The sequence below is a fragment of the Rheinheimera sp. EpRS3 genome (genome assembly GCF_001513785.1).
Lineage (GTDB): Bacteria > Pseudomonadota > Gammaproteobacteria > Enterobacterales > Alteromonadaceae > Alishewanella.
Map to the genome: position 1 here is coordinate 634,577 of NZ_LNQS01000001.1, position 14,791 is coordinate 649,367.

Consider the following 14,791-nt stretch of genomic DNA (forward strand, 5'->3'; position numbering starts at 1 on the left):
CAACCTGTTATGCCTTAGCACCAATGTATAGCATCTTTAACGGTTATGCGCTAAATTTACAGCAGATTTTTCATTAACTTGATGTTGTAGCAGCCTGGGCAGTGCCGGGCGCAGGATCGTATCGACGCCAGCATTAAACTTATGAGCAGCGCAGTGATCAGGGTAGCATGACAGAGTCAAAAATAGATTTAGAGCAGCAGCTTGCACAGTTGCGCCATACCTATGTGATGCGGCTGGTGCAAGAGTTGCCGCAGTTACAGCAAGGCGCGATGTTGCTGTATCAGTTGTCTGACGTGGCCTGGCATGCCCAGGTAGAGGATTTGTCTGTCAAACTGCATACTCTGGCAGGCTCTGCCGGTACTTTTGGTTTACCAGAACTGGGCGAACAGGCCCGGCAGTTTGAGCAGCAACTAAAACCCTGGCTGGTGCCTGGCGCTGTCGTTACCGCGGCAGAACAACAGCAGCTGATTGATGATATACAACAGCTTAAGCTGCCAACGGCAGTGGCAGATTATCCTGCAGCACCTGCAACGGCAGAGGTAACAGCAGCAGAGCGGGCCGGTGTTTATCTGTTATGCAATGAGCCTGCTTTAACAGAGCAAATCAGCACCATGCTGGATATTTTTGGCTACAGTTACCGTCATTTCAGCAGTGTGGATGACTTAGTGCAGGCGATTGCCAATACCCCCCCCGAAGTACTCATTGTTGATCTGGATATGCACCAAACCCCCGGGCAATGTATGCAGGGCATCGCCGATTTACAGGCGAAGCAAAGCTCAGCCATTCCGGTGTTGCTGCTAAGCCACCAGAGCGACTTTGGCAGCTATTTGAACGCTATACGCGTAGGCGCTATCGGCTATTTTGTAAAACCACTGAACTCTACTGAACTGGAGGCCCGCTTAAGGCAGCAACTATCGCGTAACGAACGTGAACCGTTTCGGGTAATGCTGGTAGATGACGACCAACTGCTGGCAGAGCACTATGCCTTGGTATTGCGTCAGGGCGGCTTACTGGTAGAGGTGTTGTCAGAGCCCGCACTGATTTTTGAATCTCTTAAGCAGTTCCACCCGGATGTCATTTTACTGGATGTGAATATGCCGTTTTGCTCTGGCCCGGAGCTGGCGCAACTGGTGCGGTTACAGCAAGCCTGGCTGGGAGTGCCGATTATTTATTTATCGTCTGAAACCGATGGCGAACAGCAACTGGCAGCACTGATTAAAGCCGGTGACGATTTTATTACCAAGCCTATTACCGATACCGCCTTGCTGGTTGCGGTATTTGCCCGGGCGCAACGGGCCAGGCAGTTGGCTGATATTATGACGCGCGATAGCCTTACCGGCTTGCTGCAGCACGCCCATATTAAAGAGCGGCTGGGGTTGGAGATGTTGCGCGCTGTACGCAGCAGCCAGTCAGTCAGTGTGGTAATGCTGGACATTGATCACTTTAAAAAGGTTAACGATAACTACGGCCATTTAATTGGTGATCAGGTCATAGCCAATTTAGCTAACCTATTAAAGCAACAATTACGTAAAACTGATCTGGTAGGGCGTTATGGTGGTGAAGAGTTTTTACTGGTGCTGCCCGATTGCAGTGTTCAGCGGGCTTTTACCGTGGTAGAGCAGGTTCGCGAGTTGTTTGCTGCTTTACCTTTTACCGCAGCTGAGCAGCGGTTTTTCTGTAGTTTCAGTGCCGGCATCTGTGCTGCCACGTTGGAGCATGCCGATTTAGTTATCGACAAAGCTGATCAGGCGTTATACCGCGCCAAAAGTTCGGGCCGTAACCGGACTATGCTGTCTGGCTGACATGGCGTTTTTAAGCATTATTCATCTGACACACCCGCTGCACTGGTAGCCATATCCGCGTGCCGTTATACTGCGTTTTTTATGATAACCGGAGAAAACAATGCAGCTGTTTTTGGTGTATATAGGCGGTACAGCGCCTGGGGCCAATATTGAATTACATGATGTGCGTTTTGTCGCAGCGCAACGTATCGAAGACACTTACAGCCTGTTATGCCAGCAATGGTTTGGCACCGTTAAAGGCCTGCATATAGATAGCTATATGCAAATTAACCATATTGATGGCTACAGCGTCAGCTTACACAACGAGCCACAGCCCGGCAGCAACAAACTGTATTTTGTTAACTTTGGTGGTTATTACCCTGATAAAATTGCCGAGCAGCATGACTTTATGCTTTGCGTTGCAACTTCCGCAGCAGAAGCTAAGGCTAAAGCAAAACAACAACTGTTAACCGATGCCGACAGCCAGCACAAAGATGATTTACTGCAACTGGACGACTGCTTTGCGCTGGAACAGCTGCAGGGCTTATATATTCACCTGCACAGCAGTGGGCAAAGCCAACCAATGCGGCCCGACTGGTCTGGTTATCAGATTATTGGTTAAGTGGTAAGTAAGGTGAGGGCAACTGCTGCCCCCACATGCGCTGCCACAGCCACGGCAATGCCACTGCCATATCACGGCGCATCGGTAACTGCTGCACGGGGGCGCTGTTTTTCGGGTCTACCACAAACTCAAAGGCATAACTGCCTTCCTGCCCCATCCGCAGATCGGTAAGCAGCAAGGTGTCACCTTGTTGCTGCATAGTGTAAAAGCCCCGGCTGAACCAGTGTAATTGCTGCACCGGTTTAAGCCAGGCATATTGTTGTTTAAGCGAGTGATCCCGCACTACATGCGTAAAACTAATCTCTGTAGTGCTGTCGAATAATGAATAAAACCCTTCTGCGTAGCCCTGCTCGGTTATGACAACAATGCGCCACAATACTGTAGTCAGCGGCGCTGGCGTAACCAGCATTTGCTGATAATCCAGCTGCTGCTGACGCAGGCTGTTTTGCGCAACGTTGCTGACATGCTGCTGTGCTGCCACAGACCACAACATATAAGCACTGGAAACCGCCACTGCCGCGGCATTTACTGCCAGGCCGCGTGTTTTACCCAGCAGGTAATACCCCAGCCCCAGTAGCAGTGGCAGGGTATACAGGGGATCAATAATAAAGATGCTGCCAACGGCAAAAGGAGTATTGGTAAAGGGTAAACCGAACTGGGTACCATACACCGTCATCGCATCTATTGCAGTGTGGGTTAGCAGAATAAGCCAGGTTGCCAGCAGCCAGCGCCAGTAATACTGCCGCTGCTGGCATAACATTGCTGCCAGCCAGGCCAGTACAGGGGATATCAGTGTCTGATACAAAAACGCATGGCTTTCCGTACGGTGCAACACCATGTTGCTTACGACATCGCCATAATCTATTACCACATCTAAATCAGGCAAAGTGCCCAGCACCGCTCCGGTAAGTACGGTTTTCAGCCGGGAGCCCGGCGTTTTGCCCATTACCGTGGCGGCAACGGCCGCACCCAATGCAAGTTGTGTTAATGAATCCATACTGCTGTCAGGTACCCGTGCGTAGAATCAGGCCGGCATTTTAACAGATGTCAGCGATAAGCCAACTGTGGCCGGGCGGCATGAAAATACTCGTCGCTTTGTTCAAATAACTGTTCATCAAGGGCATTACGCAACTTCAGGTAATCGGATTTCAGCGTGGCTCTGGTGGTGCGCATATCCAGGTAATAGGGCGCGCGTTTGCCGTTAAAGTCTATAGCTTCGGCAATCTGCACAAAATGAATGCCTACTCTTTTTAATATTCTGGCCAGTGAAGGTTCAATCATCACATAGGCGTGGTAACGCTCGTCACGCACGCACATCAGGGTGGCCAGCAAATACAGCGCAACAGATACCAGCTTGCGGCATTGGCCCTGTACACTGGTTAAACCGGAATATTCATCTGTTGCTTCAATAACCTGGCTGTGGCGAATATCTTTTGGCACCGCAAGGCGTGATATTTCACAGATATTACGCCGGGAGAAATTAGCCGGCGCCAGTGCTGCATTGGTAAAGCTATTGGCAAAATAACACTCCACCGGCAGCAATTGCTCTGGTGCTGCTGACGTGATCAGGCGCACGGTGCCAGCCAGAGTATCAGAATCAGTGTGTTTAATGGCGCAGTGGATCGCCCGGTGATCAAACTGATCATACTCCAATTTATTTGGCCGTGGCGGTTCGTAGCGCAGTTCTTCACAATACACCTTATGGCGTAAGCGAAAAGTTTCATTGCGGTGCTCTTGCATACTTGCCACCCGCGCCTGATAAAAGTCAGGAAAATGCGACAAAGGGCTGTACAAAGAGGTACAGTTAAAAGGTGCTGCTAATGTGTTTGCTGATGGTGAAAAAGCAGTATCTGCAACTGCTGCCAGAGAACTCATAATGATGCCCCAAAAAGTCATTGTCTGCGCATTATCTGATTTTATAGTTGTATTAATTGCGCGTGAAATTAGCTTTCCGTGCGGTGTAAATGCTGACAATTCCATTGCAGGGCACTAAGGCCGGAATTACTATGCAGTTGATTCGGGTTTGCGTCAAATGCCAGATCGGTACTTTTATAAAGTAAATCAGCCAATTGAAACTAAGATTATGATTTAACGAAAGTAAAAAAATATTGTTATTTAACTAATGTTATTAAATGTAATTCAGCTTAAGTTCATCTTAAACATGTACTAACAGCATGAAGTATATGGCTATTAGTCAACAGAACAACGTTCAAGTTGTTGAATATCCGACTGAACTTGCCGCGCCAATGCTCTTAACTGGATTAACCGGTCATCGGTCAGTGATATTTGACAGCGCAATGCAGGCATCACACCCGCTACAGCCGTTTGTAGTGCTGTGCCGCTGCTGGTCAGTACAACATGTTTTACCCGCTCATCCACAGAAGATGGCATGCGTTTTAGCCAGCCTTTTTGTTCAAGCTTTTTTACCAGTGGCGTTAGGGTGCCTGAATCAAACAGCGTTTTGCTACCCAGTTCACCCAGGCTGATATTGTCTTGCTGCCATAAAGCCAGCATTACCACATACTGCGGGTAGGTGAGATCAAAGGGCTGCAATAATGGCCGGTACAGCCGCACCACAGCATTAGAGGCGCTATAAAGCGCAAAGCACAGCTGCTGTTCCAGTGGTAAAGTTTTATTCATCTGTTTTAATCCGGCAATTTTATTCAAGTGTACCAAACTTAGCTGGCGGCCTTATAGCTTTAGTAATTATATTTGAGGCAAAAAAGTTATATACAAATATCTTGCATACAAGATTAATTGGTTCTATTATGCAGGTGTTCGCTAATGGCAACTAACCTAACTGAGGAAATAACGATGGATATTCTTTATAAAGCAGTAGTAACGTCAACCGGCGGCCGTGATGGCGCAGCTAAATCAAGCGATGGTTTATTAGAAGTTAAACTGGCCGCGCCAAAAGAATTAGGTGGCGGCGGCGGGGCAACCAACCCTGAGCAGTTATTTGCTGCCGGTTATTCTGCCTGCTTTATCGGTGCAATGAAGTTTGTCGCTGGCCAGAGCAAACAGGCACTGCCTGCCGATGTGAGCCTGCGTGCTGAAGTAGGTATTGGTAAAATTGAAGGTGGCTTTGGTCTGGATGTTGATTTGTTTATCAGCCTGCCGGGTATGGACAAAGCTGCAGCACAGCAACTGGTAGAAAAAGCGCACCATGTTTGTCCGTATTCAAATGCAACCCGCGGTAATATCGACGTGCGTTTACACGTTAGCGTATAACCGCGTTGGTGCAACGAAAAGCCGGCTTTCGCCGGCTTTTTGCATTATGCACGTTTAACAAAACGGCTAAGCAGGGCCGGCAATATAGTTAAATCGGCTGCCAGCGCCATTATCATGGCCGCGGCTGTTAGCAAGCCAAAATAGACACTGGGTAAAAAGCTGGAAAAACCAAACACGGCAAAACCTGCGGCAATAACCACTGAGGTAAACAACATTGCCATGCCGGTATGGGCAAAGGCGTTTTTCAGTGCAGTATCAGCAGGGGCCTGCAAATAACTGTGAACAAAGTGAATGGTGTCGTCAATCGCGATACCCATCGCAATGGCAGCAATGGTAATAGTCATAATGTCCAATGGAATGCCCAGCCAGCCAATAAGGCCTAAAATGCCAAGCGTGGTGCACACATTGGGTACCAGCGCTATCAGCGCAATTTTTAATGAGCGGAAAATCAGCAGCAAAATAACCGCCATGCCAAGGTAAACCAGGCCTAAGGTCATTATTTGCGAATCAAACAGCCGCGATAAAATATCCTGATACAACACAAACAGGTTGGTAAGGCTGTAATCTTCGGCTTTAAGGCCCACCGATTGTAAATCCTGATTTAGCTGTTGCATCAGCAGCTCGCGGTTAAGCCCCTCTGTGGTGTCCTGAATGCGGGTGGCAATGCGTACCTGCAGCGGATCTTCAGTCAGATAAGCGCCCACCAGCTGGTTAACGACCTTTTGATCCAGCAACTGATATATAGAATTTAATTCATACTCTGTCAGTGGTTTGCCATCGTTAAGCTGGGTAGCCAGGGTGGTAAAGTTAACCAGCGAGGTAACATTACCGGTAGCGGCAAACTCTGCCACCACGGCGTGCGCTACATGTAGCTGATTAAATTGCTCGGCACTTAGCAGTAAATCTGCCTTGGTTTTTGCCGGATCAAGGGTAATAACAATATCCAATGGCGTAGAGCCACCAAATTCCTGATCAATAAACTTAAGCTCCTGGTACACCTGGGTGTCTGTGGCAAAATAATTAATAAAGCTGTTTTCCACATTCAGCCGCGCAATGCCCGGTAACAGTAGCGCAAACAATAGCAGGCAGGCAAAAACCGTGCGTAAAGGCGCCCGTTCTACCAAACGGCGGATAGCTTGTAAGCTGGTGCTGAGTATGGCGTAGTCGGCGGTTTCTGCTTTGCTTTTCAGCAGGCTAAGCAGGGCAGGAAACAGTAGCAGGCTGACACTCATGGTAATCAGCATGGCAATTAACATCATAAAACCAAAATCAACCACCGGCTGAATACCGCTGAAGATTAACGAGCCAAAACCGACAGAGGTGGTGACTGTGGCATAAAAGCACGGTGCCAGTTTTTGTTGTAATGTCATTGCCACGCGCTGCTGTTGGGTAGTGGTGGCATTGTTACGGGCGATATCGCGATAAGCGCCGATAAGGTGGATCATCACCGCCAGCGTTAAAATAAGCTGCAAGGCAATAAAATTGGCCGAAATAACGGTGGCGCGTATATCCAGAAAGGCAAACAGGCCAAGCGTAAGCCAAACGCTTGCTCCGCAGGCTAACACCGGAAACACTACCCAGCGTATGCTACGGTACAGCAGTAACAACAGCAGGGCGATAATGCCAGCGATGGCGCTACCAAACACGGTGAGATCCCTGCTGATAATATCCACCAGATGCTGCGCCACCACATAGCCACCACCGGTAAAGGTTTGGGCCCGTTGCTGCACCTGTTGGTTAATGTGTTCTATCTGCGCAATTTCCTGCTGGCGCTGTTTAACCAGCGCCTGGCGTAACGGATCAGCCTGATCCTGCAGTTCCGTCAGTGCTGTTTGTTCTTCCGCACTCAGTTCGCGTTGCAGCGTGTGGCGCTCAATTGCCAGCATATCGCTTTCCAGCGCGGTTAACTTCGCGTCTGGCTTAAACACAATTTGAATTGCTGCAGCGGTTTGGGCGGTATTTAGCAAAAGATCGGTAAAAATAGGGTGATCACTGAGCAGCTGTTGCATCTGCGCCGCTGAGTATTGCTGTTTCTGCCAGGTAAGCGCAGATACATCAACGTCTGTGGTCAGCGCTGATGCATCGGCAATCAGCGGTACGTTAAGCATCGACGTAACGCTTTGCACCCGTTCCAGCTTGCTGTATTGCTCACTTAGTGCAGTTAAGTCGGCAAAGGTAGTGTCAGTAAACAACTCGCCGTTGCGTGGTTTATACGCCACCAGAATAAACTCATCCGGTGAAAAACGCTGGTTTGCCTGCTGGGTTTTAATGTATAGCGCGTTGTTTTTTACCAGCAGGGTTTCGGCCGAGGCATCAATACGAAACTGCTGGACAAAAAATGCGGCTGCGCCAAGCAGGAAGACAAATAACGCTAATATAACAAAGCGTGCCTGCACAATGCTTTGCGCCAGCCACATGCTAAACCCGTTGTTATTCTGGCTGGTTGTTGAAGGCGTCATCGCGCTTTACTCCCTGTAAAAACTGGTTACGGAAATACAGGTAAGGGTCTTCAGCCTGCTGATAGAGTTTTTCATATACTCTGGCGCGATCTGAAAAGGTATCAACGGCACCAACACCCTGCAAATAATAGGTATCAGGTGGCGACGTTATTTGCCGCAGCGGGTCAAGCAGCACTTCACTGACTACTGAGGTAGAACCACGCACATTATTCTGCCCCAGTATAGGCAGTACCAGATAGGGGCCGGGGCTGACGTTATAACCGGCCAGCGTATCGGCTAATGATTGCTTCGCTGATGGCAAATCAAACCAGGCTGTGGCGGGGTCAAACAAGCCAAGAATACCCACAGTACTGTTAATTAAAAAGCGGCCCAGGTTGGTGCCGGCGTCTTTTACTTCACCGGCGGCAAGGTTATTAAGCAGGCTAAGTGGCTCGCGGATATTACTAAAAGCATTACCTATTTTGCTGCGTACCACATCCGGCAACACATATTCGTAGCCTTTAACCAGCGGAATAAGCGCATAAGAGTAGGCGACATGGTTAAAGCCAAATATGGCGCGGTTCCAGCCTTCCAGCGGATCATTATACTGCTCTGCCGCTTCATCTTCCGGTGTTGCGGGGTCGTCACGGCTGGCCATATCCACCACTGTAGGCTGAATTTCAATATTGCCCTGTGAGGTTTTAATGGTGGTGGTTTTACCGCTGCTAAGTTGTTCTGTTGCAGTTATTGCTTCTGCGGCGGCTTCTGATTCTACAGCGGTTTCTGATTCTGCAGCAGCTTCGGTGGTTTGTTGCGCTGTTTCGGTAGCTGTACTATCGGGTGGTGCAGGCTTACTGGCACAACCGCTAAGGGTAAATAAAAAAAAGGCAGCAATAACGGTGGCTGTTTTCATGCAGAACTCCAATGTAAGTACCCTGACACCTAATGTAGCCAGCAGTTTATTTTAATTTTTTTCAGCTTCCTGTTTCTCATCAGCCATCGATGAAAAATCGATAATATCTTCAAGATTCAATTTGTAAGCTTCGATAAAAGCGTTTCTCAGCAGCCCTGCCAAGGCTTTTAATCTGGAGACATCCGGCTCGCTAAAATTACCGCTGACAGGAATCCGGGTCGCGATCAGGTTTTGTTCACTGTTCTCCAGCAGTGTGGCGAACATGGCCGAAACACCCTCAACAAATATCTGCAGGGTATTCTCGTCGCCTTCTATCACATCTTTTACCACGTCTTCTTTCCAGGAGAAAATTTCCAGGTTGTAAATGCCAAACTTTACATAACCATTTAGCCGGCCGTTATCGCTGGCCAGCTCAGTTGCCAGTTCAAACTCGCCGGCTTCTACGTCAAACGGGGCATATATTTTAATAATATTGGCTGTCTCGGCAGTAGGCATTCTGTCCATTTTCAGATTGATATCAAACATCGGTAACTTTACATTCGGATTAAACTTACCTTGGATGATAAAAGGGGTCTGCGTGGCCACCATACCGCTAAAATCGACTTCCGTCAGCAATTCTGACTTTGCGTCATTGTGCAGGTTAACAATCTCGCCTTCTACCTGGCTCAAAATCAGCTCACCAAGCACATCTTTGGCAATAGCATTAAACTCGATTTTGCCATCATGGATTGACAACTTATCAATGGAGAACAGGGTTAAGTTATTTGCCAGACCAATCCAGGTGCGCTCATCCAGCACCGCATCCTCGGTGATGTCTTCCTGCCCGGCTCGGTCCTGTGCCATTATTACAGGCTGGTGAAATGCCATAGTGCTAACTATTTCACCATCGGCCAGCGCCGCCCAGGACAACTGAATATCAATGCGCTCGGCTGAAAACAGCGGCAGCTCGCCTTTGTCGTTAAGCTGATTAATTTCTATCTGTTTAATAACATAACCACCACGCCAAAGCGCCAAATCGATATCCCGCACCTGGCCGCTAATACCTTCCTGCTGTTCCAGTAGCGAATTGACATACCATACCATCACAGGTGGCAGGGCTACTCTTACTGCTAGTAATACTAAAACCACAGCCAGCATGATTTTTACACTGTTAGATAATCTCATGGGTAAGCGCTGTTTAAGGTGAATACAGAAATGCTAAGACAATAGCAAAGATCAAGCCACGTAGCTTGGAATGCTCAAGATGCTGAATTTAAATAACTTTACTAAAATTCACTAAGCTAGCTAACCAAGGCAAGACAAAATTTCGCGGATTATTTACCTGCAATTTTGTAAATTTTGCTGCAATGCAGGTGTGATAGTAGAACTAAAAATAAAAGGCCAGCATTTCTGCTGGGCTGTTGCTATTTGGCTGAGCTGGCGGGAGTTGAACTGACAAGATTTTCAATATCTTCAATGATTTGAGGCGTTATCTGTCATCTTCTGATAAAAGTTGCGCGACAAGCAAGTGCACACTAGTCGTTGGGACTGTATCTATAGGTGTATCTGTGTTTAATACGTTGCCATGTGCGACTGCCAAATGCACATTCTGTTTAAAGTAATCCGTGTCATACCTTGCTTTACTGTATGTAGGCATCATCTTTTTCAATTCAGCGTCGCAAATTTGCTTGTTTAATGGTGCTTTTTTTTGTGCTTGATGTAGCAGCAACCAAAATTCAAAGCATGGATTACTGAGAATAAAATTGATCTCTTTTCTTTGACACTCAGCCTGAATTGCAACTAGTGTTTCGCGAGGCCACGAGTCTCTATCAATTACTAACCATAACTCTTTGTTTTGAGCATTATTTTCAGTCTTGTACTTTTGTAAGCGTTCGAAAACTTTATCAGGAGATGATTGACCCCTCTTGGTTTCAAGAACTGGCATTCTTATATTTTTTCTGCCAAAAAGGTCAGTAAAATATAACTTTTCTGTTATCTGCCCTTCAGTTGCAATAACATATAGAGGTTTGACGCTCCATAATGTTTTTTCTCTGACTAACGGTTTTTGTCTTCTGCCCAAGCTATTACCTATTAAGTCTCTTGAAATCACCTACAAATGGAATAGCACCATAACGACCAAGTAAATAATCCTTTCTTATGTCTTTATCATACCGCGGCTGAAAATTATTAAGCGAATACAAAGAAGAAATACCGCTTTCGCTCTTTTGAACAAACCAAATTTCGTCTCTTCTTACTAATGAAACATCGAGTAAAGAAGTCTCATGTGTCGTAACAATCAATTGTGACTGGGTGTTTTTTTCTGACTCTAGATGTTCACGCACAAGTAGACGAGTTATATGTGGGTGTAAGCTTCGGTCAATTTCATCAATTATGTATACACTCGGCTCTTTAGAATATGCCATTTCGTACAAAGATGGAGTTAATTCAATTAACCTCCTTGTACCATCAGATTCTTCTTCTAGATCGAACGACACGTTTAAGTCTTGAGTTTGACATTTGTGTGTTGTTGATAGCTTAAACGCAACTAGTTCGCCATCTTGCTTCTTTATCACTAGACGACGTCCTGCATCAGGATCTGTTGCAAGTGCAGCTTCATCGTTGTCAAGGTCCTCTTTAAGTCTATCAAGTATTTGAGGCGGAAGACCGGCAGATTTGATGGAATCCAACTGTTCCGTTCTTATTGCATCTATACCGGTGTCAGCTAAATGTAACACCTTTTGAAGGTAGTCTTTAAAGGTAGAGTCCTGACTAATTTTAAACTCAATACCACTATGCATGGTTGAAGGCGAAATTACTTTTAGAGTCCGGTCAAACCAGTTAAATACGTCAGAAAAGTCTTCAATGTTTCGCTCAATAGATTCCGTTAGAAACAGTTGATTTTGACGAGTGCCTCTTGATGTAAATTGCAAGAACGATTGCTCATCGGTAGATTTTTCTTGTAGTGTTTTACCAAATGTGAATTCGTCGTGATTTGAGGTGCCATGTGCTCTAGAAAAAATTAGTGTCTCTTTGTCTTTTGTTAATCTAAAAAGCCATTCCGATTCAACATAACTATTTTTAAGTTCAAAACCATAAGCATATATATTACCCTGCACCAAAATTTCGAATTCGAATCTTGATGATGGATTAGTTTCTTGCTTACAAAGCTTGAACAATGGTAAATCAAACTTTTTATTTGGCCCTTTACCTCGTAGTATTAAATTTCTGGCAAATTCGATTGCTTTGACCAGATTGCTTTTTCCTGAGGCATTTGCACCATAAATAATTGCTCCACGCAAAATGTTCACGAGGTTCGTCTGCTTAGTTTTATATACCTGACTTGGGTGTGCCCGTTCTTTCGAAGGGATCATCGACAACTCAACTTCATCAAGAAATGAATTAAAGTTTGAGACTGTGAATCTAATTAACATGCTTTACTCTGTTTAAGAGAAATTTTCTCTTTTATTACGCATTTCTGGCTTTATATCAAGAGGAAAGTCTCATTTTGAGAGAATTTTTCTCATATCCGGGATTTTTCTGCTCTTTTTGGGGCTTTTGGTTCATAAATGGGAAAAGCGTCAGTGCTAGAAGCGACCCAAATCAAATACTAGCCCGACTAGTGTCGGAGGTTAATGAGTGTCTATTAGATTAGGGGAAGTCCAGTTGGCAGCAGGGGAGAGTATTCGGTCTGTACCATTCGCCCGCACGGTTACTTGCGCAATGTCATCCGGAAAGTGTACTTCAAGCGGAAGTTCAACTATTTGGGAGTTGTTATGGTTTATCACCTTGCCGGTTGTCATACACACCTCCGTTGACTGGGCAACGCAGCGAAGCAAAATATTGCCCGCTGCCTTTGACTGTTATATGCATTTATTTGATATTTCGGTTTACGAAGTTATCCAGCTCAGAAACCGACTTAACAATGTACACTGACTTTCTATCTGACAATGCTTCTAATCTGGTGATGAAATCCTCATTCCAGAATTTTGGACATAGCCGTAAAACTTTATAGCTCTGAAGAGTGCCTTTTAGTACCGAACTGCCATCAGGCCAACCTTCAGGTTTTACGACAAGCCCTTTTAGCAGTCTCTTAGTTACAAACCAGTAGCTTGTTAAGTATGGCAGATCAACATAAACCAATGTATCAGCTGCTTCTAAACGCTGGTGAAATGAATTTATTGGCCCAAACCCATCAATGATCCAACTTTCAGACGATAAGATACGCTTATGTGCTTCATCGAATGAACTGCTATCTACCAGCTCCCCATTCGGTTTGTACACAATCGAATCCAGCTGATGCAACGGTATACCAGTTGCCAACGCCAGTGCTTTGCTTAAAGTAGATTTACCGCTTCCGGGCTTACCAAAAACTGCTATTTTTTTCATACTGCCTCTTTTATATAAATTATTCCCATAAGGCAGAAACAGAAAACCCACCTCTATGGGGTGGGTTTGATAAATTATAGACGCATCAAAACTCCCACCATTCCTATGGAATGATGATAATTCGAGATACTTTGTGCGTAAGATTTAGATTCATAAGGCTTATCCTGCTAGAAGAGCAGCATCATGTCAACTTAAAGCCGGATGAGGATGTTCCCGCAAGCGTATAACAAAAGCGTATCCCCGGGTTGGAGCAGCGTGAAGAAGTAGCAGGGTATTGGCAATTGGCGCGGTAATGCGAGGTACTGTTTGCAGAAAAACAAAAGGCCAGCATTTCTGCTGGCCTGTTGCTATTTGGTGGAGCTGGCGGGAGTTGAACCCGCGTCCGAAAAACCTACATCTTCGGTACTACATGCTTAGCACATTCATTTAGTTAACCCTATGAGCGCCGAATGGCAGGCTATCGTCGGGCGAGCCTGATTGGTTTTAACGTGTTGTCTCCAGGCGAAGACGCGACGCGATTCTGTTAGGGGTGATCTTCCAGAGTCTCAGCTTACAGACATGCGTGAGGGGAAGAGCTATCTACTGCCTATTAAGCAGCGATTGCGTATGTTTCGTCGTTTGCGACTAGTTTTTTGCGGTTTTTTTACGAGGCCTACCGCACCTCGGCATGCACCTAGGAGTTCGTGAATCCCGTCGAATCCAGAATCAGCCCCGAATTCTGTATGGAACACTTACACACCATAGTGTTTGGCTATTGTACGCAGCTGACTGTTGTTACACAAGCAAGCATTGCACCTTTGCCGTTATTTCCTGTCGCCTTACTTAGATGGGGTTAGGCAGCAGAAGTTTCAAGTATTATTTTACGTTTACTGTTAACGCTTGGAGTGCTTCATCATGCGTTCTTTTTCGCGTGACCAGTCTCTGTCTTTAATATCGTCACGCTTATCAAAGGTTTTTTTACCTTTGGCTAAATGAAACTCCAGCTTAACCCAGCAGGCTTTCCAGTACATGGCAGTGGCTACCAGCGTAAAGCCGTCGCGCTCTTTTAAGCCAACTAACTTATCCAGTTCGCGTTTGTGCAGCAATAACTTGCGGCTGCGCTCAGGGTCGCATATCACATGGCTGGAAGCGCTGTTTAGCGGCTGAATTTGCGCACCGAGTAAGAAAGCTTCGCCATTGTGCAAAATGACATAAGAATCTGACAGGTTAACTTTACCTTCGCGGATGCTTTTCAGCTCCCAGCCCTGCAGGGCCATACCCGCTTCATAGCGGTCTTCCAGAAAGTACTCGTGCCGTGCCTTTCTGTTTTGCGCTATGGTGCCGTTTTTGTTTTTACTAACTTGTTTTTTACTCATAATTCGTTATTTGTCGCAGCTCTGTTTTATGGGTCAGCGATGGCTCAAGCCTTGTTGCAGCGCGTTATTCTGTTACAATCGGCGGC

13 protein-coding genes and 1 other RNA gene are annotated in these 14,791 nt (G+C 46.3%); 3 read left to right on the plus strand and 11 right to left on the minus strand.

The features are described from left to right. The first annotated feature begins 167 nt into the window (after positions 1-167). Positions 168-1,802, plus strand: coding sequence for a diguanylate cyclase (locus AR688_RS02650; protein ID WP_068228724.1), 1,635 nt, complete (start codon positions 168-170; stop codon positions 1,800-1,802). Positions 1,803-1,902: 100 nt separating this feature from the next. Continuing rightward, positions 1,903-2,403, plus strand: coding sequence for a DUF1543 domain-containing protein (locus tag AR688_RS02655; RefSeq protein ID WP_068228727.1), 501 nt, complete (start codon positions 1,903-1,905; stop codon positions 2,401-2,403). Here the strand turns inward: AR688_RS02655 and AR688_RS02660 are convergent. The 3 genes from AR688_RS02660 to AR688_RS02670 form a co-directional block, all read right to left on the minus strand. Continuing rightward, positions 2,393-3,400, minus strand: coding sequence for a metal-dependent hydrolase (locus AR688_RS02660; protein WP_068228730.1), 1,008 nt, complete (start codon positions 3,398-3,400; stop codon positions 2,393-2,395). The two genes, AR688_RS02655 and AR688_RS02660, sit on opposite strands and share 11 nt — an antisense overlap. Positions 3,401-3,450: 50 nt before the next feature. Next, positions 3,451-4,278 (minus strand): PEP-CTERM/exosortase system-associated acyltransferase, encoded by an 828-nt coding sequence (locus AR688_RS02665; RefSeq protein ID WP_197412088.1) that lies wholly within the window; start codon positions 4,276-4,278, stop codon positions 3,451-3,453. A gap of 315 nt (positions 4,279-4,593) precedes the next feature. After that, positions 4,594-5,043, minus strand: coding sequence for a MarR family winged helix-turn-helix transcriptional regulator (locus tag AR688_RS02670; RefSeq protein ID WP_068228738.1), 450 nt, complete (start codon positions 5,041-5,043; stop codon positions 4,594-4,596). A 174-nt stretch (positions 5,044-5,217) separates the two neighbouring features. On the opposite strand from AR688_RS02670, the gene AR688_RS02675 reads away from it, so the two are divergent. After that, entirely contained in the window at positions 5,218-5,634 is a 417-nt protein-coding gene (locus tag AR688_RS02675; RefSeq protein WP_068231084.1) for an organic hydroperoxide resistance protein, read from the plus strand. A gap of 44 nt (positions 5,635-5,678) precedes the next feature. Here the strand turns inward: AR688_RS02675 and AR688_RS02680 are convergent, their stop codons facing one another. The 8 genes from AR688_RS02680 to smpB all read right to left on the minus strand — a co-directional run bounded on the left by AR688_RS02680 (position 5,679) and on the right by smpB (position 14,705). Further along, a complete protein-coding gene (locus AR688_RS02680) occupies positions 5,679-8,093 on the minus strand; it encodes an efflux RND transporter permease subunit (protein ID WP_068228741.1) in 2,415 nt (804 codons plus the stop codon). Further along, a complete protein-coding gene (locus tag AR688_RS02685) occupies positions 8,065-8,985 on the minus strand; it encodes an MlaA family lipoprotein (RefSeq protein WP_068228744.1) in 921 nt (306 codons plus the stop codon). The genes AR688_RS02680 and AR688_RS02685 overlap by 29 nt, the downstream gene beginning before the upstream one ends. A gap of 51 nt (positions 8,986-9,036) precedes the next feature. After that, positions 9,037-10,149 (minus strand): DUF748 domain-containing protein, encoded by a 1,113-nt coding sequence (locus AR688_RS02690; protein ID WP_068228747.1) that lies wholly within the window; start codon positions 10,147-10,149, stop codon positions 9,037-9,039. Positions 10,150-10,453: 304 nt separating this feature from the next. Further along, the gene (locus AR688_RS02695; RefSeq protein ID WP_068228750.1) at positions 10,454-11,044 is read right to left on the minus strand and encodes an RloB family protein; all 591 of its coding nucleotides are present in this window, start codon (positions 11,042-11,044) and stop codon (positions 10,454-10,456) included. A gap of 4 nt (positions 11,045-11,048) precedes the next feature. After that, positions 11,049-12,395, minus strand: coding sequence for an AAA family ATPase (locus tag AR688_RS02700; RefSeq protein WP_068228752.1), 1,347 nt, complete (start codon positions 12,393-12,395; stop codon positions 11,049-11,051). Positions 12,396-12,834: 439 nt separating this feature from the next. Further along, complete coding sequence (locus AR688_RS02705) at positions 12,835-13,350, minus strand: adenylate kinase (RefSeq protein ID WP_068228755.1); 516 nt, start codon at positions 13,348-13,350, stop codon at positions 12,835-12,837. Positions 13,351-13,702: 352 nt separating this feature from the next. Next, positions 13,703-14,063: a transfer-messenger RNA gene (gene ssrA / locus AR688_RS02710) on the minus strand. Between the two features lie 159 nt (positions 14,064-14,222). Next, positions 14,223-14,705, minus strand: a complete 483-nt coding sequence (gene smpB, locus AR688_RS02715; protein WP_068228758.1) for an SsrA-binding protein SmpB — start codon at positions 14,703-14,705, stop codon at positions 14,223-14,225. Positions 14,706-14,791: the final 86 nt, after the last annotated feature.

What these genes read in the sequence shown, in the direction of transcription:
- AR688_RS02700 (WP_068228752.1), bottom strand. Translation starts at nt 12,395, where the DNA reads ATGTTAATTAGATTCACAGTCTCAAACTTTAATTCATTTCTTGATGAA.
- smpB (WP_068228758.1), bottom strand. Translation starts at nt 14,705, where the DNA reads ATGAGTAAAAAACAAGTTAGTAAAAACAAAAACGGCACCATAGCGCAA.
- AR688_RS02660 (WP_068228730.1), bottom strand. Translation starts at nt 3,400, where the DNA reads ATGGATTCATTAACACAACTTGCATTGGGTGCGGCCGTTGCCGCCACG.
- AR688_RS02655 (WP_068228727.1), top strand. Translation starts at nt 1,903, where the DNA reads ATGCAGCTGTTTTTGGTGTATATAGGCGGTACAGCGCCTGGGGCCAAT.
- AR688_RS02650 (WP_068228724.1), top strand. Translation starts at nt 168, where the DNA reads ATGACAGAGTCAAAAATAGATTTAGAGCAGCAGCTTGCACAGTTGCGC.
- AR688_RS02690 (WP_068228747.1), bottom strand. Translation starts at nt 10,149, where the DNA reads ATGAGATTATCTAACAGTGTAAAAATCATGCTGGCTGTGGTTTTAGTA.
- AR688_RS02705 (WP_068228755.1), bottom strand. Translation starts at nt 13,350, where the DNA reads ATGAAAAAAATAGCAGTTTTTGGTAAGCCCGGAAGCGGTAAATCTACT.
- AR688_RS02680 (WP_068228741.1), bottom strand. Translation starts at nt 8,093, where the DNA reads ATGACGCCTTCAACAACCAGCCAGAATAACAACGGGTTTAGCATGTGG.
- AR688_RS02670 (WP_068228738.1), bottom strand. Translation starts at nt 5,043, where the DNA reads ATGAATAAAACTTTACCACTGGAACAGCAGCTGTGCTTTGCGCTTTAT.
- AR688_RS02665 (WP_197412088.1), bottom strand. Translation starts at nt 4,278, where the DNA reads ATGAGTTCTCTGGCAGCAGTTGCAGATACTGCTTTTTCACCATCAGCA.
- AR688_RS02675 (WP_068231084.1), top strand. Translation starts at nt 5,218, where the DNA reads ATGGATATTCTTTATAAAGCAGTAGTAACGTCAACCGGCGGCCGTGAT.
- AR688_RS02685 (WP_068228744.1), bottom strand. Translation starts at nt 8,985, where the DNA reads ATGAAAACAGCCACCGTTATTGCTGCCTTTTTTTTATTTACCCTTAGC.